The organism is Streptomyces sp. NPDC004609 (assembly GCF_042873655.1).
GTDB lineage: Bacteria > Actinomycetota > Actinomycetes > Streptomycetales > Streptomycetaceae > Streptomyces.
This window is the reverse complement of the sequence record NZ_JBIALS010000033.1, coordinates 54,346-72,065: the sequence shown is the minus strand read 5'-3', so window position 1 is coordinate 72,065 and position 17,720 is coordinate 54,346. Positions and strand designations below refer to the sequence as shown.

At 71.2% G+C, this 17,720-nt stretch carries 14 protein-coding genes, 1 tRNA gene and 2 pseudogenes; 11 read left to right on the top strand and 6 right to left on the bottom strand.

Features of this window, described 5'->3' with window-relative positions; translation table 11 throughout:
• Nucleotides 1–222: 222 nt before the first annotated feature.
• The gene (locus ACFYT4_RS27845; RefSeq protein WP_389274662.1) at nt 223–867 is read right to left on the bottom strand and encodes an alpha/beta family hydrolase; all 645 of its coding nucleotides are present in this window, start codon (nt 865–867) and stop codon (nt 223–225) included.
• A 109-nt stretch (nt 868–976) separates the two neighbouring features.
• Complete coding sequence (locus ACFYT4_RS27840; RefSeq protein WP_389274659.1) at nt 977–1,792, bottom strand: SOS response-associated peptidase; 816 nt, start codon at nt 1,790–1,792, stop codon at nt 977–979.
• A gap of 73 nt (nt 1,793–1,865) precedes the next feature.
• On the opposite strand from ACFYT4_RS27840, the gene ACFYT4_RS27835 reads away from it, so the two are divergent.
• From ACFYT4_RS27835 to ACFYT4_RS27820, 4 genes are all read left to right on the top strand, one after another.
• Nucleotides 1,866–2,582 (top strand): M50 family metallopeptidase, encoded by a 717-nt coding sequence (locus tag ACFYT4_RS27835; protein WP_389274656.1) that lies wholly within the window; start codon nt 1,866–1,868, stop codon nt 2,580–2,582.
• Between the two features lie 148 nt (nt 2,583–2,730).
• Nucleotides 2,731–4,071 (top strand): 3-phosphoshikimate 1-carboxyvinyltransferase, encoded by a 1,341-nt coding sequence (gene aroA, locus ACFYT4_RS27830; RefSeq protein ID WP_389274653.1) that lies wholly within the window; start codon nt 2,731–2,733, stop codon nt 4,069–4,071.
• A 14-nt stretch (nt 4,072–4,085) separates the two neighbouring features.
• Nucleotides 4,086–5,099 carry a ribosome small subunit-dependent GTPase A gene (rsgA, locus tag ACFYT4_RS27825; RefSeq protein ID WP_389274650.1) on the top strand — a complete coding sequence of 338 codons (1,014 nt, stop codon included), beginning with the start codon at nt 4,086–4,088 and terminating at the stop codon, nt 5,097–5,099.
• A 165-nt stretch (nt 5,100–5,264) separates the two neighbouring features.
• On the top strand, nt 5,265–5,588 hold the full coding sequence (locus ACFYT4_RS27820) for a DMT family transporter (protein WP_389274647.1): 324 nt from the start codon (nt 5,265–5,267) through the stop codon (nt 5,586–5,588).
• Here ACFYT4_RS27820 and ACFYT4_RS27815 read toward each other — a convergent pair.
• Entirely contained in the window at nt 5,554–6,933 is a 1,380-nt protein-coding gene (locus ACFYT4_RS27815; RefSeq protein WP_389274644.1) for a TetR family transcriptional regulator, read from the bottom strand. The two genes, ACFYT4_RS27820 and ACFYT4_RS27815, sit on opposite strands and share 35 nt — an antisense overlap.
• Nucleotides 6,934–7,073: 140 nt before the next feature.
• Between ACFYT4_RS27815 and hisN the strand changes: the two genes are divergently transcribed.
• On the top strand, nt 7,074–7,874 hold the full coding sequence (hisN, locus tag ACFYT4_RS27810) for a histidinol-phosphatase (protein ID WP_389274641.1): 801 nt from the start codon (nt 7,074–7,076) through the stop codon (nt 7,872–7,874).
• A 158-nt stretch (nt 7,875–8,032) separates the two neighbouring features.
• Nucleotides 8,033–8,434, top strand: a complete 402-nt coding sequence (locus tag ACFYT4_RS27805) for a cyclic nucleotide-binding/CBS domain-containing protein (protein WP_389274638.1) — start codon at nt 8,033–8,035, stop codon at nt 8,432–8,434.
• 348 nt (nt 8,435–8,782) lie between these two features.
• On the opposite strand, the gene ACFYT4_RS27800 is transcribed toward ACFYT4_RS27805, so the two are convergent.
• A complete protein-coding gene (locus ACFYT4_RS27800; RefSeq protein WP_389274635.1) occupies nt 8,783–10,234 on the bottom strand; it encodes a catalase in 1,452 nt (483 codons plus the stop codon).
• 144 nt (nt 10,235–10,378) lie between these two features.
• Between ACFYT4_RS27800 and ACFYT4_RS27795 the strand changes: the two genes are divergently transcribed.
• Entirely contained in the window at nt 10,379–10,789 is a 411-nt protein-coding gene (locus ACFYT4_RS27795) for a Fur family transcriptional regulator (protein WP_389274632.1), read from the top strand.
• A gap of 89 nt (nt 10,790–10,878) precedes the next feature.
• On the opposite strand, the gene ACFYT4_RS27790 is transcribed toward ACFYT4_RS27795, so the two are convergent.
• A tRNA-Met gene (locus ACFYT4_RS27790) sits at nt 10,879–10,952 on the bottom strand.
• Between the two features lie 142 nt (nt 10,953–11,094).
• Here ACFYT4_RS27790 and ACFYT4_RS27785 point away from each other — a divergent pair.
• Nucleotides 11,095–11,604: pseudogene (locus tag ACFYT4_RS27785) on the top strand (TnsA-like heteromeric transposase endonuclease subunit); the annotation flags it as partial.
• Nucleotides 11,605–13,150: 1,546 nt separating this feature from the next.
• Nucleotides 13,151–13,294 (top strand): annotated as a pseudogene (locus ACFYT4_RS27780) (hypothetical protein); the annotation flags it as partial.
• A gap of 467 nt (nt 13,295–13,761) precedes the next feature.
• Here ACFYT4_RS27780 and ACFYT4_RS27775 read toward each other — a convergent pair.
• Nucleotides 13,762–14,640: an alpha/beta fold hydrolase gene (locus ACFYT4_RS27775; protein WP_389274629.1), complete on the bottom strand. Its 879-nt coding sequence runs from the start codon at nt 14,638–14,640 to the stop codon at nt 13,762–13,764.
• Nucleotides 14,641–14,752: 112 nt separating this feature from the next.
• On the opposite strand from ACFYT4_RS27775, the gene ACFYT4_RS27770 reads away from it, so the two are divergent.
• On the top strand, nt 14,753–16,690 hold the full coding sequence (locus ACFYT4_RS27770) for a BTAD domain-containing putative transcriptional regulator (RefSeq protein ID WP_389274626.1): 1,938 nt from the start codon (nt 14,753–14,755) through the stop codon (nt 16,688–16,690).
• Complete coding sequence (locus tag ACFYT4_RS27765; RefSeq protein ID WP_389274623.1) at nt 16,672–17,241, top strand: hypothetical protein; 570 nt, start codon at nt 16,672–16,674, stop codon at nt 17,239–17,241. The genes ACFYT4_RS27770 and ACFYT4_RS27765 overlap by 19 nt, the downstream gene beginning before the upstream one ends.
• The last annotated feature ends 479 nt before the right edge of the window (nt 17,242–17,720 follow it).

Below are 17,720 nucleotides of genomic sequence, written 5' to 3'. Positions count from 1 at the left end.
CCTACTCCAAGCACTACTTGCTGATGTCCCGACACCCGCCACAACAACAACGGGTCGGCCCGTCATTCCCGGCGGCTGACCGCCGCCGTCGAGCGCGCCGGACCACCCCCGTTCCGGGCCGGGGACCTGCGCCGTCCGGGGTCGGGACCCGCGCCGTTCCCGGCGGCCGGCCGTCGCCGTCGCGGCCGGCGGACCCCCGTCGTGCCCGGCGGCGGACCGCCGTCACCTCCGCCCCGCGGGCAGGGTCCGCACCCAGGCCCGTACCGCGTCCGTGATCACGGCCACCGTGCCGGCCTCGGTGTGACCCGAGCGCTTGGGGACGGCGAAGCCGTGATCGGCGCCGGGGGCTTCCACGATCCGGTACGCGCCTTCGGGGAACTCCCCGGGCTTCCCGAAGGGATCGTTGCCGCCCTGGACCACCAGAGTAGGCACACCGCTGCCGAGCAGTTCGCCGGCGCGTGAGCTCTCCGGCTTGCCCGGCGGGTGCAGGGGGAAGCTCAGCGCGAGCACTCCGGCCGCGCCCAGCTCCCGGGCGGTCCGGCAGGCCACCCGAGCCCCGGCGCTGCGCCCGCCCGCGACGACGGGCAGCCCGCGCCCGAGGACGACGGGCCAGATCCCGCGCCATCCGGCGTCCAGCGTCTTCGGCGCGGGCGCGATCCTCTTGCCGGCCACCCGCCACGGCTGCTCCACCAGCGCCACGGTGACGCCCTCGCCGGGCAGCACCTCCGCGATGCCCCTCAGGTCCCGCGCCCCGATTCCGCCGCCCGCGCCATGGCCCAGGGCGAGGACGAGCCACGCGTCATCGGCCTCGTACCAGGTGACGCGCGCGTCCCCGGCCTCCGTCTCGACGTCTTCACTGTTGCCCACCCCTTCATCCTGCCGGGCGGAGCGAGCGGCGTACGGGAGCCGGGGGCGTACGGCGCACTCCGTGCCGGGAGAGGGCACCCCGTACCGGACAGGGCCGGGACGGGCCGGATCAGAACAGCGTGCCCTCCTCCGGGCCCTCCAGCTCCTTGAGCAGCTCCGGACCGTTGTTGCGGACGTTGCTGACCGCCACCGTCACCGGGTAGGCGCGCATCAGCCCCTCCGGGGGAGGTACGAGGAGCGACGTGAGGTCGTCCACGTCCGTACGGGCGGGGTCGAGCCAGGCGTCCCAGCGGTCCGGGGTCAGCATCAGCGGCATCCGGGGGTGGATGTCCGACAGGGTGCGGGGGCCGTCCGCGGGGGCCACCCCGAGCGGGCCCTTCTCCGCCTCCGTCGTGATGATCGTGCAGGTCGCCCACCAGGCCAGCGGATGATCGTCCGGCAGCGTCCGGTCGCGCCAGAACTCGTACAGCCCCGCCATCGCGAACACCGACCCGTCCGCCGGGGTGACGAAGTACGGCTGCTTGCGGGGGCGCTTCTTCCTGCCCTGCTCCTCCAGCTGCCGCTCGTCGACGCCGGTCACCCACTCGAAATAGCCGTCCGCCGGGAGAATGCAGCGCCGGGTGGCGAAGGGGCGCCGGAAGGACGGCTTCTCGTGGACCGTCTCGGCACGCGCGTTGATCATCCGGGCCGCGCCCTCGGGCGACTTCGCCCAGGAGGGGACCAGACCCCACTTCAGCACGCGCAACTGGCGAACCGGGCGTTCGTCGTCGGCGTCCTTCAGGGGGCGTTCGAGGATCGCGTAGACCTGCTTGGTGGGGGCCACGTTGAAGTCCGGGGCCAGAGTTTCCTCCGGCTCCCACTTCTCGACCTGGAAAAGCCCTGTGAGGTCCTCGGGGTTTCTGCTCGCCGCATACCGTCCGCACATAAGTGCCACACTGCCACTCCCATCCGCCGCCCAAGGAGTCGCCCCAGAAATGGATAGGACCCATTCCGCTTCTATGCCCGGCAGCGCCTCCGTCACCGACCTCTGGGACCGCGTCTTCGGCACCCAGCCGCCCCCCGAGCAGTGGCTGGTGATCGCCACCGCCGCACTCGCCCTCGCCGCCGTCGCCCCGGGGCCGATATGGCGGCTCTCCCGCAACGCCGTGACCATCGCCCACGAGGGCGGCCACGGCCTCATCGCCCTGCTCACCGGCCGCAGCCTGGAGGGCATCCGGCTGCACTCCGACACCAGCGGCCTGACCGTCAGCCGCGGCAAGCCGACCGGCATCGGCATGATCCTCACCGCCGCCGCGGGCTACACGGCGCCGCCCCTGCTCGGCCTGGGCGGCGCCGCCCTGCTCGCCGCCGACCACATCACCCTGCTGCTGTGGCTGGCCACCGCCCTGCTGCTCGCGATGCTGGTGATGATCCGCAACGCGTACGGCGCGCTCACGGTTGTCCTCACCGGCGCCGCCTTCCTGCTCGTCTCCTGGCTCGCCCCGGCGCAGGTGCAGGCGGGTTTCGCGTACGCGGCCGTCTGGTTCCTGCTCCTCGGCGGGGTGCGGCCCGCCTTCGAACTGCAGGCCAAGCGGCGCCACGGCGGAGCCCCCGACTCGGATGCCGACCAGCTCTCCCGGCTGACGCACGTACCGCCCGCGATGTGGCTGTTCCTCTTCCACGCGGTGTCGCTCTGCTCACTGATCGGCGGCGGGCGCTGGCTGCTCGGCATATGACTCATGCCATATGACCGCCGACTCGCGCCGGAGGACCACCCGGTCGGCCCCGCAGGATCGACACGCCCCTACCACTCATCGGTTACGCCCCGGTTTCTCCGCATTTGATCAAGATCGGGGCCTCCGCGGAGCCACTAAAGTATTGGCCATGACCGAAGCATCCGTGCACCCCGCCCTCTGGCCCGCCCCTTTCGCGACCGGAGCCGTCGAAGCGACGGTGACCGTGCCCGGATCGAAGTCGGTCACCAACCGCGCCCTGGTGCTCGCCTCCCTCGCCGCCGAGCCCGGCTGGCTGCGCCGCCCCCTGCGCTCCCGTGACAGCCTGCTGATGGCGGAGGCGCTGCGCGCCCTCGGCGTCGGCATCGAGGAGGGTGTCGGCCCCGACGGCGAGGGCGAGACCTGGCGGGTCATCCCCGCCGGACTCCACGGCCCCGCCACCGTCGACGTCGGCAACGCCGGCACGGTGATGCGCTTCCTCCCGCCGGTCGCCGCGCTCACCGACGGCCCGGTCCGCTTCGACGGCGACCCTCGATCGTATGAACGGCCGCTGAACGGCGTGATCGACGCCCTGCGCGTCCTCGGCGCCCGTATCGACGACGACGGACGCGGCGCGCTCCCCATGACCGTGCACGGCGGCGGCGCGCTGGACGGCGGCTCCGTCGAGATCGACGCCTCCTCGTCCTCCCAGTTCGTCTCCGCGCTGCTGCTCTCCGCGCCCCGCTTCAACCAGGGCGTCGAGGTACGCCATGTGGGCGCCCGGCTGCCCTCGATGCCCCACATCCGGATGACGGTGGACATGCTGCGCGCGGTCGGCGCCCAGGTCGACGAGCCCGAGACCGGCGGCGAGCCCGATGTCTGGCGGGTCTCCCCCTCCGCGGTGCTCGGCCGCGACCTCACCATCGAGCCCGATCTGTCGAACGCCCAGCCGTTCCTCGCCGCCGCCCTCATCACCGGCGGCCGGGTCACCATCCCCGACTGGCCCGAGCGCACCACCCAGCCCGGCGACGCACTGCGCCGGATCTTCACCGAGATGGGCGGATCCTGCGAGATCACGGACCTGGGGCTGACCTTCACCGGCACCGGCCGTATCCGGGGCATCGACGTGGACCTGGGCGAGGTCGGCGAGCTGACGCCCGGCATCGCGGCGGTCGCCGCCCTCGCCGACTCCCCCTCCACGCTGCGCGGGGTGGCCCATCTGCGCCTGCACGAGACGGACCGGCTGGCCGCGCTCACCAAGGAGATCAACGAACTGGGCGGCGATGTGACCGAGACCGAGGACGGCCTCCACATCCGCCCGCGCCCGCTGCACGGCGGTGTCTTCCACACGTACGACGACCACCGGATGGCGACGGCGGGCTCCGTCATCGGCCTCGCCGTCGAAGGGGTCGAGATCGAGAACGTGGCGACGACCGCGAAGACGCTGCCCGACTTCCCCCGGATGTGGGCCGCCATGCTCGGAGTTCCCGAAGTGCCCCGAGCGGGAAGCTGAGCGGGGTCCAGGCGATGCGGCGCTACGGCAAGAACCCCGACGAGGACGACATCCGCGTACGCCCCAACCGCAAGGGCAACCGGCCGAGGACCAATATCCGCCCCAAGCACGAGGACGCCTCGGAGGGCATGGTTCTCACCGTCGACCGCGGGCGGCTCACCTGCCTCGTCGAGGACCGCGTCGTCATGGCGATGAAGGCGCGCGAGCTGGGCCGCAAGGCCGCCGTCGTCGGCGATCGGGTCTCCATCGTCGGCGATCTCTCCGGCACCAAGGACACCCTGGCCCGCATCGTGCGCATCGAGGAGCGGTCCTCGGTGCTGCGCCGCACGGCGGACGACGACGACCCGTACGAACGGGTGGTCGTCGCCAACGCCGACCAGCTCGCCATCGTCACCGCCCTCGCCGACCCCGAGCCGCGCCCGCGCCTGATCGACCGCTGTCTGGTCGCCGCGTATGACGGCGGGCTCGAACCCCTCCTCGTCCTCACCAAGTCGGACCTCGCGCCCGCGGACGAACTGCTGGAGATGTACGGGGCGCTCGGCGTCCCCCATGTCGTCACCACCCGCGACGAGTTCGTGGACGGCGTCGCGGCCGACCGGGTGCACGAGCATCTGTCGGGCCGGACCACGGCCTTCGTCGGCCACTCGGGGGTCGGCAAGACGACGCTGGTCAACGCGCTGGTACGGGAGGACCGCCGGCGCCTGACGGGTGTCGTCAACGCGGTCACCGGCCGCGGCCGGCACACCACCACATCGGCGCTCGCCATTCCGCTCGCGGACAAGGAGGGCGGCTGGGTGATCGACACGCCCGGTCTGCGGTCCTTCGGGCTCCACCATGTCGATCCGTCACGGGTGATCCTCGCCTTCCCCGATCTCGTACCGGGCACGGAGAACTGCCCACGCGCGTGCAGTCACGACGAGCCGGACTGCGCGCTGGACGACTGGGTCGCCGAGGGACACGCCGATCCCGCCCGGCTGTACTCCCTGCGGCGGCTGCTCTCCACCCGGGAGCGGCGGGAAGGGGACTGACCAGCTGTCAGGCGGAGTTCCGGCGCGCGGGGAGCCCGCCGGCTCCGGCGCACCGCGACGCGCAGTCGAGTGATTCGCTCACGTTTGCGGCGTACGGAAGTTGGTAAGTGCATAATCGCATCAAGTCCGACGAAGCAGTCACCGACTGATGGGGAGGCCCTGACCATGGCGTGGCTGCTGGTGGTGGTCGCCGGAATTCTTGAGACGGGTTTCGCCGTCTGCCTCAAACTCTCGCACGGCTTCACCCGGCTCTGGCCGACGATCGCCTTCGCCGCGTTCGCCCTCGGCAGCTTCGGGCTGCTGACGCTGGCGCTGAAGAAGCTCGACGTCGGGCCCGCGTACGCGGTGTGGACGGGCATCGGCGCGGCGGGCACCGCGATCTACGGAATGGTCTTCCTCGGGGACCTGGTCTCGACACTCAAGATCGTCTCGATCACCCTGGTCATCGTCGGGGTCATCGGCCTCCAGCTGTCGGGCTCGGCCCACTGAGACCGTCGGGGGCCCCGGGGCCGTCAGGGTCGCCGGGGCCATCGGGACCGTCAGGGGCTCCGGGGTCGCATGGACCGTCGGGACCGTCGAGGGCTCTGGGACCACAGGGGTTGCCGGGACCACCGAAGCCGGGGCAACCGGGATTGCCGGGGGTTCCGGGGTCCGTCGGGTCGGTTCCGGACGGGACGCGGGTGGTGGCCGGGGCGGACGGCTCTGGCGGACCGGACCGGTCTCCCCGGGCGCCGATGGCGGCACGGACGAGGGGGCCGATCCCCTCGGCGCCGGTCCCCGCCGTACCCGATCCCTGATCTCCTCGGCCGTCACCGGCGCTGACCCGTCCGGTCATGTCACCACCGGGCGCGACGACATAGGACAGGGCGAGCCGCACGGCCAGTTCGCAGCGGTCCGCGAGATCCGCCGACTCCTCCGTCGTACGGCCGTGCTGCCGGCCCCTCTCCAGGGCCGCCAGCGAGCGGTCCCGGACCGCCGCGATCACATCGCGGGGCGCCGGAGGGCCCGCGTCCGCACGGCGCTGGGCGGGCGCGCCCGCCGCCGACCCGGCAAGCCCGGCGAACCCGGCCGGCGGTGGAGCGGGCAGACGATCGCCCCAGCAGCCGGTCAGCAGAGCCCTCAGCAACGGTCTCGCACGCGCCTCCCCCACGGTCCACTCCACCACGGCGACCAGCCGCTCCACCGGTTCGCCCCCACGCGGCAGGGGCCACGACGGGCCGGGCGGCCCGGAGGCCACCCGTGCGAGCGCTCCCCGCCCGGGCCGGACACCGGGCGGAGGCGGCCCCTCCGCCGGAACGGCGCCACCATGCGCCGGCGCCTCTCCGGGAGCGGGTGCCGCTCCGGCCGGGTGCGGGGCGACGGGTGGTCGCCCCGCACCCGGCGCGGATGCGGCCCCGGGCTCGGGCGGGACTCCCGGCGCACGCGCCCCGCCCGGAGGCGGCACGGCCCCGGACGCGGCCCCGCCCTGCGCGGCTGCGGACGCGGGCAGGACTCCGGGCGTGGTACCGGGCGGGGCCGGAGCGCCGGGCCGGGTCCCCGGTCGCGGCGGCTCGGGTGCTCGTATCCGGTCGGGTGGCCAGGGCGCGGACCCCCGGCCGGGTGGCCCATGACCGAGCCGGTCCGAGAGCAGCCGCTCCACGCCCTGGAGATACGCCTCCGCCTCCCGCCGTATCAGCGCGCGGGCGAGCCCGTCCTTGCTGCCGAACTCGTTGTACAGGGTCTGGCGCGAGACACCCGCCGCAGAGGCGACATCCACCATCCGCACCCCGGACCAGGGCAGCTCGTCGAGCGCCGCCAGAGCGGCGTTCAACAGGGACTCTCGCGCTGTAGGCATGGTCGCCTCCCCGGCCGCAGGGCACTTTGCACAGAGTTGACGTGTGACCTTGATGTGTCAAGAGCCGCGGCGCCCCGGGGATGGCGAGGGGAGCGGGCGGCCCCGGATCCCCGGAGATCAGCCCCGATAGAGTGGTGGTCATGCCCGATTACCACGACGACCTCCGTCTCGCCCATGTCCTCGCGGACGCGGCCGACGCCGCCACGATGGACCGGTTCAAGGCGCTGGATCTCAAGGTCGAGACCAAGCCGGACATGACCCCGGTGAGCGAGGCCGACAAGGCGGCGGAGGAGCTGATCCGCGGACAGCTCCAGCGGGCGCGCCCGCGTGACGCGATCCTCGGTGAGGAGTACGGCATCGAGGGCACGGGCCCCCGTCGCTGGGTGGTGGACCCCATCGACGGCACCAAGAACTACGTACGCGGAGTGCCGGTCTGGGCGACGCTGATCTCGCTCATGGTGCAGAGCGAGGGTGGCTATCAGCCCGTCGTCGGGGTGGTCTCCGCTCCGGCGCTGGGGCGGCGCTGGTGGGCTGCGCAGGGCGGTGGCGCGTACAGCGGACGATCGCTCAGCTCGGCGACCAGGCTTCAGGTGTCCCGGGTGAGCAGCATCCAGGACGCGTCTTTCGCTTACTCGTCGTTGACCGGATGGGAGGAGCAGGGGCGGCTCGACGGTCTCCTCGATCTTACCCGCGCCTGCTGGCGCACTCGCGGTTATGGCGACTTCTGGCCATACATGATGGTCGCCGAGGGCGCGGTGGACATCTGCGCCGAACCCGAGCTGTCCCTGTGGGACATGGCGGCTCCCGCGATCGTCGTCCAGGAGGCGGGCGGCTCGTTCACCGGCCTCGACGGCCGCCACGGCCCGCACAGCGGGAACGCCGCCGCGTCCAACGGACTGCTCCACGACGAGCTGCTCGGCTATCTCAACCAGCGCTACTGACGCCACTCACGGCCCACTGACCACACAGCGTCACGGAAACGGCCGTGTCGGCCCCCTTGCTGGGTTCCCCCGGGGCTGCGACTCTGAGAGTTCCCCCACTTGTGAACTTGTGAATCGGTTCGCGAAAGGGCCGATTCCCCAAGGAGGTGGCTCCATCCATGCTCGTCCGTGACGCCATGAGCACGGTCGTCCTCACCATTGGACCCACGCACACACTCCGCCAGGCCGCCGGGCTGATGGCGGCACGCCGGGTCGGCGCGGCCGTCGTCCTCGACACCGCCGCCGAAGGCATGGGCATTCTGACCGAGCGCGACATTCTCACGTCGGTGGGCACGGGGGAAGACCCCGATCTGGAGACCGCCGGCGCCCACACCACCGGCGACGTCGTGTTCGCCTCGCCCTCCTGGACTTTAGAGGAGGCCGCGGAGGCCATGTCACGCGGCGGCTTCCGGCATCTGATCGTGCTGGACGGCGAAGGGCCCGTCGGCATCGTCTCCGTACGCGACATCATCCGCTGCTGGGCCCCGGTCCGGCGCCACCGGACGACGCTGGTCGGCTGACCCCCGCCCGTCGCCCGCACCCCCCTCATCCGCGACCCCTCACCCGCGGTTCGGCACCTCCGGTTCGTGGCCTTCGGTTCGTCATCCGCGGTCCGTAGCCCGCGCGCGGCCGCCCGGAGGCTGGTCGCGTACCGCCGGTCACCGGCGGTACGCGACCGGCGGTGACCGGCGCACACACCGGAGGGGGGGGGGGCCCCCCGGGGGCGCGGGGGGGGGGGGGGGCCCCCCCCCCGCCCCCCCCCCCCCCCCCCCCCCCCCCCCCCCCCGGCGGTGACCGGCGCACACACCGGAGGGCCGGAGTCCCGCCGTCGGCCGACGGCGGGACTCCGGCCCTCCTCACAACGGCCCTCAGGCGCGCAGGGCCTGGACCGCGGCCTCCAGCCGCTTGCCGAAGTCACCGTCCGCCTGCCGGAAGTTGTTGATCGCACGCTCGGCGATGTCGTCGCGCGACACCCCCGCGATGTTCGCCGAGAGGTTCTCGATCAGCCGGCTCTTCTCGTCCTCCGACATCAGCCGGTAGAGGTTGCCCGCCTGCACGAAGTCGTTGTCCTCGGCGTGGCCCGGCGCCTCGTGGCTGCCGGTCGCACCGCTGACGGGGGTGGACACCCACAGCGGCCGGTCCGTCTGGAACGGGCCGCCGAAGCTGTTCGGCTCGTAGTTCTTCGCGCCCTTGTGACGGCCGTCGTACAGATAGCCGTCCCGGCTGTTCGTCCGCGCCTCGGTGGCATGCGGGCGGTTCACCGGCAGATGGTCGGCGTTGATGCCGACGCGGTAGCGGTGGGCGTCCCCGTACGCGAACAGCCGGCCCTGGAGCATCTTGTCCGGGGAGGGCCCGATGCCCGGCACGAAGTGGGCGGGGCTGAAGATGGACTGCTCGACCTCGGCGAAGATGTTCTCCGGGTTGCGGTTCAGCTCCAGCTTGCCGATCTCGATCGGCGGGTAGTCCTCGTGCGGCCACACCTTGGTGAGGTCGAAGGGGTTGAAGCGGTAGCCCGCCGCCTCCGCCGCGGGCATGACCTGCACCTGCACGGTCCAGGACGGGAAGTCACCGCGCTCGATGGCCTCGCGCAGATCGCGCTGGTGGCTGTCCGGGTCCTCACCGGCGAGTTTGTCGGCCTCGGCCTTCGTGAGGTTCTTGATGCCCTGGTCGGTCTTGAAGTGGTACTTGACCCAGAAGACCTCGCCGGCCTCGTTGCTCCACTGGTAGGTGTGCGAGCCGTAGCCGTTCATGTGCCGGAGCGTGGCGGGGATGCCGCGGTCGCCGAAGAGCCAGGTCACCTGGTGGGTCGACTCGGGGGACAGTCCCCAGAAGTCCCATACGTTGTCGGCCTCCTGGGAGCCGGTGTACGGGTCGCGCTTCTGGGTGTGGATGAAGTCCGGGAACTTGATGGCGTCCTTGATGAAGAACACCGGGGTGTTGTTGCCGACGAGGTCGTAGTTGCCCTCTTCGGTGTAGAACTTCAGCGCGAAACCACGCGGGTCGCGCACCGCGTCGGCCGACCCGAGGCTGCCCGCGACGGTGGAGAAGCGGAGAAACGTCTCGGTCTGCTTGCCGACCTCGGAGAGGAACGTGGCGCGCGTCCACTGGGACACGTCGCGGGTCAGCGTGAAGGTGCCGTACGCGCCGGCGCCCCGCGCGTGGACGATGCGCTCCGGAATGCGCTCGCGGTTGAAGTGCGCGAGCTTCTCCAGCAGCGCCTGGTCCTGGACGAGAACAGGTCCGCCGACGCCCGCGGTCTCGCTGTTCTGGTTGTCGGCGACCGGAGCTCCGGCCTCCGTGGTGAGCGGTCCCTGCGTCACGTGCGCCTCCTGCGTCATCCTTGCGTGCCCTGTCCCTTGGCGTTTGCCGATCACGATCCTACGATGGACTTTGTCTAAGTCAAGTGACCATCCAAAGTCACACCCGTTCGGGATCCGACTCCCTCCACTGTTAGGCTGGTCCCCATGAGTGACCTGTTGGAACGACTCCGCGGACGCGGCTGGCGCATGACTGCGCAGCGGCGTGTCGTGGCAGAGGTCCTCGACGGCGACCACGTCCATCTGACGGCCGACGAGGTGCATGCGCGGGCGGTGAAGCGACTGCCCGAGATCTCCCGGGCGACGGTCTACAACACCCTCGGTGAGCTGGTCACCCTCGGTGAGGTGCTGGAGGTGGCCACGGACCGCCGCGCCAAGCGGTACGACCCGAACGCGCACCGTCCCCACCACCACCTGGTCTGCGCCAAGTGCGGCGCGATCCGTGACGTGCACCCCATGGGCGACCCTCTGGCAGATCTCCCCGACACCGAGCGCTTCGGCTTCACCGTCTCGAACGTCGAAGTGACCTACCGGGGCATCTGCCCCTCCTGCACCTAGAAGATCCACACAGCACGCGTTCCACGGAACGCGCGCCGCAAAACGATGTAAGGCCCGGATCCTGGAGATCCGGGCCTTACATCTATGAGTAGCGGGGACAGGATTTGAACCTGCGACCTCTGGGTTATGAGCCCAGCGAGCTACCGAGCTGCTCCACCCCGCGTCGGTGAGCCCAACAGTACGGGACCCGACCGACCAGTGCAAATCCCCTGAGTCCCTGGGTGTAGGTTCCGGGTCTGCGTTGGCAGTGTCGGTCGATCTCTAGCAGTCGGCTAGCAATCTTCCGGGTCGCGTTAGCAGCACCTGTGGTCGGTGGTGGTCAGTCCCGGGAACTTCTCGGTCATCCGGCCTCTTGGTCCTGGGCGGCTTCCTACAGTCAGCTCGTGGTCACCAAGCGTACAAGCGTGAGGGCTGGCAGTCAGGAGTCTGCGACGGCTTCGATCCGGTACGAGGACGACTCGGTACGCAGCGTGGAGTTCAGCCAGCTGCGCCGGGGCAGTTTCGACGGGTCCGTGCCGTGGCGGCGGGTCAGGTCGGCGAAGGGTCACAAGCATCATCCCGGGGAGTACGCGTCGGCGACGACGCGTGGGCTGGTGGTCTATGAGAGCCGTCTGGAGCTGGCTCGGCTGCTGCTGGCGGACTTCGACTCGCAGGTGGTCGGGATTTTTGCCCAGCCGTGCCGTCTGCGGGCGCGGGTGGGTGGTCGGTGGCGGCTGCACGTGCCGGACTTCCTGCTGGTGCTGGGGGACGGCACCGTGCGCGTGGTCAACGTGAAGCCGGCCGACCGCCTTCTTGATCCGAAGATCGCGGAGGCCCTGGCCTGGCCCGGGGGCCGCTGGCCACTGGCTTGGCGGCTGCCGTTCTCATTCGCCTGCCAACAGCACCAGTGCCTACTGGTCGACCACTGTCCTGGCTGCCGCGACAGGCCACAGCTGTTCACCAATCAACAGCTCGGCCGCAGCACCAGCGGCGCCCACTGCATGCGCCTGACCCTGCGCGACGGACGCAAGACGGCCTGCCGACACGACCTCACCCAGACGCCGGCACAACCGTTGCCACCAGACGGAACAGCCCTCGCCAGCCAGCAGCATCTGGACGCGCTCGTCCAGGCAGGTTCTCCCGCTCTGCACCATCTGTACTTCCTCAGCCGACGGTGCCTGCGCAACCTGATGCTCAGCCCCTGGGCGGCGCCCGAGGCCGTAGCGCTCGCACTGCGCGAATGCAACGGAGGACTTCTGCCCGACAGCCCGCACGACCTGACCGACGCCAGCCAGCGCGCGATAGGCACCACCCTCGCGATCTGGGCCTCGGACACCGCTACGACCACCGGGCAGGCCGTGTTCGAGTGGCTCATACGAACCGACCAGGCCCACCGCCGGAACGCCTCTACCTCCAATCTGTCCATCGACCAGCGCCTCCTTTCCTGGGGACGGGCCAGTCCCGAGATCGTCAGCCGGGTGGTCGCCGACGCGGACCAGGACCTGCCCCTGGACACGCGGCTTCGCTACCGATCTGCGGCACATCCCCGCAGGCCAGACCGCACAGATGCCGACATCCGGAAACGGGCGGACAAGATCCCGACAGCACTCTGGCCTTCCTGGACTCTCCGGCTTCTCCCCAACACCCCCATCGACCCGCGAACCGTCGACGGCTTCAGGCGAGGCTGCCGCAGCAAGCTGCTGCTTGCCGGCGCCAAGTCACAGCACCACACCTGGGCTCAGCCCTCCAACCGGTTGATCATTAAGATGGCGTTTCGACGCGTGATCGCCTCGCCCGAGCACGAGACCGCCATCGCCAGCTGCCTCACCCAGCTCGCCCGTCACCTCGACGATGAAGGCTCCCCGATCGACTACGGCAGACGACGCCACTTGTTCACGTCCGAGAGCATCACGCTCAACCTCGACGAGTACAGGCAACTCTGCCGCCAGCAGGGCTGGGCCCGCGGTGGAACAGGGCGAATCCACATGCTCAGGTGGATGCTCCTGAGTTTCCTCCTTGGCACACACGCGGACCTCCCTCCGAGGAACATCCACGCCCGTGACGTGTTCCGCTACCAGGTCCCGCCGCTGATGCGCGCGTTCCTGCTGGAACAGGCGGCCACAAACCTCGCTGCCCACCGGATCGACGAACCCGTGCTCTGGGAGCCCCCCACCGAATGGTGCGATTGGACCGACCGGCCTGGGGCTCGAACAGGCCTACCTTCACCGACGCCTCAGCATCCCCGACATCGCCGAACAGTTCGGTCTCGACAGGCACCGCCTCAACCTGCTGGCCAAGAAGTGGGGCATCGAGATCCGCCCGAACAGCGCCACCAGCAACCCGTTCGCGCTCCTGCCGAACGCGCCGGCCCTGTCGGAGCTGATGGCGGCCATCAGCAACGTCCGCAACTGCGTCGAACGCCTCAGACACCTGGTCCGACTGCCCAGCCAACGGAACCTCTGCGCGGCCGCCAGGAGCCTCGGAACACTACCGGCGACGCTCACGCATCAACTCCATGCCCTGGAAAAGGCCGCAGGCGTTCAGTTGATCGAACGAACCAGTCCCCTCGCAGCCACTCCCGCGGGCGCCGCTCTCATCCACGAAGCAGAGCACCTGCTCAGCCTCTTGGACGCAACGACCGCAACGACGACTGAAGCCAGTGGACCGCCGTTCCTGCGTGACGACTTCGCAGTGGCAGGCGAAATGGCGGCCAGGCTGGCCCGAGAACGTGCCCGGGTGCGGGTAGTTGAGGTACAGGAAATCACGGCCAGCGGCCCCGGCCAGGGCCTGCGCCCCTTCCGCGACCCCGCGGCCGAGGACGACGAGGAAGAGGACTGACCGCCGACGCACGCGAGACGTCAGGCCGTTCGTCGTACCCCGTGCAGGCCGGGCGGCACCGCCTGGGTGCCCAGCGCAAGAAGAGAATGCTGATCGCCGAAACCTGGCGCTCGCCGACCGGCCGTGGCCCAGCCGACGAGTCGAGAGCAGGAGGCTCAGCGGGCCAGCAGGCTTCGGATCGCGGCCGTGATCTCATGGGGGGCCTCTTCGGCCATGAAGTGCCCGGCGCGGGTCAGCCGGTGGTCCAGGTCCGGCGCCCACGCCTTCCACACCCCGGCAGCGTCGTATCCGAGCTGTGCACCCCAGTCCTGCTGGACGACGGTCACGGGCATGGCCAGCTGCGTCCCGGCGTCCAGGTCCGCTTGGTCGTGCGTGACGTCGATGTCCGCCGAGGCCCGGTAGTCCGCGACGATCGACGTCACTGCCGCGGCGCTCGCGCGCAGGTATTCGGCACGTACGTCCTCGGGCATGGTGGTTGGGTCGTTGGCCCAGGTGTCGAGGAACGAGCCGAAGAACGCGTCCGCGCTGCCTGCGATCATCTTCTCCGGCAGGCCCGGCGGCTGCGCCATCAGGAAGAGGTGGTAGCCGACCGCCGCCGAGCTGCCGTGCAGGACGTTCCACATGTCGAGCGTCGGCACGACGTCGAGGATGCCCAGGTGTGTGATGGTCTCGGGGTGGTCCAACCCCGCCCGGAAGGCGACCAGGGCGCCCCGGTCGTGTCCGACGAGGGCGAAGCGCTCGTGGCCGAGCGCTGCCGCCAGGGTCACGACGTCGGCCGCCATGGTGCGCTTGGCGTACACATCGGGGTCGGTGACCGCCGGCTTGTCGCTGGCGCCGTAGCCCCGCAGGTCAGGACAGATCACCGTGTGCTCGTCGGCGAGCCGCTTGGCTACGTGCCGCCACATCAGGTGGGTCTGGGGGAAACCGTGCAACAGCACGACCGGGCTGCCGCTGCCGCCGACAGCGGCAGCTAGCTCCACACCGTCCGCACCGGGCAGGCGGATGTGATCGAAGCCGGGAATGGTGAGCGTCATGAAGGACCACCCTTTCGGGTCGGGGACCGGACCGGATCAGCTTGGGCGACGGCGATCAGCAGCCGATCAGTACGGCTGGGCGCGGCCGGCCCCTGGCACGGAGGATGGGGTCATGCGAATCGACGTGCTCGGTGTGGTGCGTGCCCTCCGCGACGACGGCAGCCCGGTTGACCTGGGTGGACCCCGCCATCGTGAGGTACTCGCCCGGCTCGTCGCCGCCGAGGGACGGATGGTCACCACCGACACCCTCGTCAATGACCTGTGGGCCGATCCGCCTGCCCGCGCCGTGGGTGCTTTGCGTACGTTCGTCGCCGCGCTGCGCCGCGCCCTCGAACCCGACCGGCCGCCCCGCAGTCCGCCGCGCGTCATCGTCACCGAAGGTCACGGCTACGCGCTGCGCCTGCCGCGCGAGGACGTGGACGTCCACCGGTTCCAGGACACCCTGGCCCGCGCCCGCCGCAACCCCGACGCGGCGGGCGACCTCGGCACGGTACTCGCGGACTGGCGTGGACCCGCCTACGCCGATGTGACCGGCTCCCCATGGGCACAGCGCGAGCGGACCCGACTGGAGGAGCTGAGGTTGGAGGGGGTGGAACTGCGCGCCCGCATCCTCCTCGACTGCGGGGAAGGGGCCGATCTCGTCGCCGAGCTGGGTGCCCATGTCGCCGAGCACCCGTGGCGCGAGCCGGCCTGGGGGCTGCTTGCCCGCGCGCTGTACCGCGCGGGCCGCCAGGCCGACGCGCTTGCCACCCTCCGCCGCGCCCGCGCGATGCTCGTTGACCAAATCGGACTCGACCCCGGTGGCGACCTTCAGCGCCTGGAGACGGACATCCTCAACGGGTCCGTGCCCCCCGAAGGAGCACGTACCGCGTGGACCGGCCCCGGTATCCGTCTCGGCCCACGCACCACCGTGGATCTGGCCCGCACCCTCGCACTGGCGGGCGGCGACGCCCTCGTCCACTCGCGGCGCGACCGCCTCGCCGCCATCCAAGCGGCGGAACGCACGGGAGACCTCTCCCTGACCGCCCGGATCATCGGCGCCTACGACGTGCCCGCCATCTGGAGCCGGGCCGACGACCCCGAGCAGTCCCGCGCCGTCGTCGCGGCTGCCGAGCGCACGCTCACCGCGCTCGGCCCCGACGGCCCCGCCGACCTGCCCGCCCGCCTCCTGGCCACGATCGCCGTCGAAAGCCGCAGCTCCGATCTGTCCGGGACCGAACTGAAGCGCGCGCGGCAGGCGGCACTGCGGGCCGAGGCACTGGCACGGGACCTGGCCGATCCCGCCCTGCTGGCCTTCGCCCTCAACGGGGTGTTCCTGCAGTCCTTCACCCACCCCGGGCTCGCGGCGGTAAGAGACCGGATCGGCGCCGAGATCCTCGACCTGGCCACCCGGCACGAGCTGCCGAACTTCGCCGTACTCGGCCGACTCGTCCGCCTGCAATCCGCCTCGGCCCTCGGCGACCTCGACGCCGCGACCTCGCACGCCAACGCGGCCGACCAGCTCGCCGCCACCACCGAGGCGCCCCTCGTCTCCGTCCTCACCGGGTGGTTCAGGGCCCGGGCCACGGCCGCCCGCAGCGCCGAACCCGGCGGACCGACCGCCGCCACGGCCGCAGCGCACTACCGCGCTGCCGAGGACGCCCTCCGGACGGCCGGAATGCCGGGGCTGCATCGGGGCCTGTTCCCGCTCGCCCTCCTGGGACTGCGCCTGCTGCACGACCGGCCCGCGCCCACCGACCCGCACCTCGACTGGGGCCCGTACAGGTCCTGGACGCGACCCCTCGTGCTGCTCGCCCAGGACCGGGGCGAGCAGGCCCGTACCGCCCTCGCTGCGGTGCCCGAACCACCGCGTGACCACATGCAGGAAGCCATGTGGTGCCTGACCGCCCGCGCCGCCGTACGCCTCGGCGAGCGCGGAATCGCCGCGCACGCTGCGGCTGCCCTGCGTGATGCCTGTGCAGAACACGCCGGCGCCGCCAGCGGAATGCTGACCCTGGGCCCGGTGGCGCGGTACCTGGCAGAGGCGGAGGCATGCGCCGGAGCGGGATAATCGACCGCAATCCGCGAACGCCGAGACCGCTCGACCGCAATTACATCCGGGAGAAGACCCTGGAGGGCCAACAGACCACCGCAGCCAAGGGCAACCACGGTGGACGTCCCAAGGTCATCGACGACGACATGCTCACCTTCGCCGTCGCACTGAAGAACGAGGGCGTCCCCGTCCCTGACATCGCGAAGAAGCTGACGATCAAGACAGGCAAGAACGCGGGACGCCACCCCTCGGTCGCCTCGCTGTCCCTAGGGCGTGTATCGAAAGTCCCGCCTGGCCTGCGACGCCCAGCACGCACACTCGCTGCGTTGTCGGAATCGCCCAAGTACGTCCAGTACGAGGGCGACCCTCCGCCTTGCGATTGCACGCACCGGACACCGCAGGCCCCGCCCTCCGGGCGGACGGCGCTACTTTCGATACACGCCCTAGCGCTCGCTGAGGCCGAGGAAGCCGCCTCACCAGACGACGCGCAGGTCATCGGGCCCCGCCGCCCGGTCGGTGAGAAGCTCATCCTGGGCATCGCTCCGCAGCGGATCGAGACCGCCGACTGAACAGCTCCCGAAACCACTGTCAGGCGTCCGAACCTGGCCTCAGCCCAATGGTCCCTCCCGCCGGGCCACACGATTGCTAAAGATCAGCCGATCGGCCCCCTGCTAACGCAACATGGAATCCGGAGTTTCAGCAGGACTCACTGCTAACGGAGCGACCGAACCTACACCTGGGGAGAGACGGTGCCCCGGGCCGTCCTCCGGCCCCTGCCCGAGCGGTGACGGGCCGACCGTTCGGGCCGCGCCCTGTCGTCCTCGGCGGCGATCCCGTGCGCATTCGGGAGAGCTCCGCGCTCGCCGGGGCGTGCCCCCCTTCTCCGCCGGATGCCGCGTTCGCGACCGGATCCCGGCGCCGGCAAGGAGCCGGGCGCGGTTTGCCGACTCGGCAACAACGCTCGCGACGGCGTTCGCAGCTGTCGCAGGATCGTCGTGTGCGCCGTGGGGGGGGGCCCCCCCCCCCCCCCCCCCCCCCCCCCCCCCCC

Coding starts and splice junctions, on each gene's coding strand:
- ACFYT4_RS27765 (WP_389274623.1), top strand. CDS start 16,672: ATGCGCCGGAGCGGGATAATCGACCGCAATCCGCGAACGCCGAGACCG.
- ACFYT4_RS27775 (WP_389274629.1), bottom strand. CDS start 14,640: ATGACGCTCACCATTCCCGGCTTCGATCACATCCGCCTGCCCGGTGCG.
- ACFYT4_RS27835 (WP_389274656.1), top strand. CDS start 1,866: ATGCCCGGCAGCGCCTCCGTCACCGACCTCTGGGACCGCGTCTTCGGC.
- ACFYT4_RS27795 (WP_389274632.1), top strand. CDS start 10,379: ATGAGTGACCTGTTGGAACGACTCCGCGGACGCGGCTGGCGCATGACT.
- ACFYT4_RS27805 (WP_389274638.1), top strand. CDS start 8,033: ATGCTCGTCCGTGACGCCATGAGCACGGTCGTCCTCACCATTGGACCC.
- ACFYT4_RS27770 (WP_389274626.1), top strand. CDS start 14,753: ATGCGAATCGACGTGCTCGGTGTGGTGCGTGCCCTCCGCGACGACGGC.
- ACFYT4_RS27815 (WP_389274644.1), bottom strand. CDS start 6,933: ATGCCTACAGCGCGAGAGTCCCTGTTGAACGCCGCTCTGGCGGCGCTC.
- ACFYT4_RS27840 (WP_389274659.1), bottom strand. CDS start 1,792: ATGTGCGGACGGTATGCGGCGAGCAGAAACCCCGAGGACCTCACAGGG.
- rsgA (WP_389274650.1), top strand. CDS start 4,086: ATGCGGCGCTACGGCAAGAACCCCGACGAGGACGACATCCGCGTACGC.
- aroA (WP_389274653.1), top strand. CDS start 2,731: ATGACCGAAGCATCCGTGCACCCCGCCCTCTGGCCCGCCCCTTTCGCG.
- hisN (WP_389274641.1), top strand. CDS start 7,074: ATGCCCGATTACCACGACGACCTCCGTCTCGCCCATGTCCTCGCGGAC.
- ACFYT4_RS27820 (WP_389274647.1), top strand. CDS start 5,265: ATGGCGTGGCTGCTGGTGGTGGTCGCCGGAATTCTTGAGACGGGTTTC.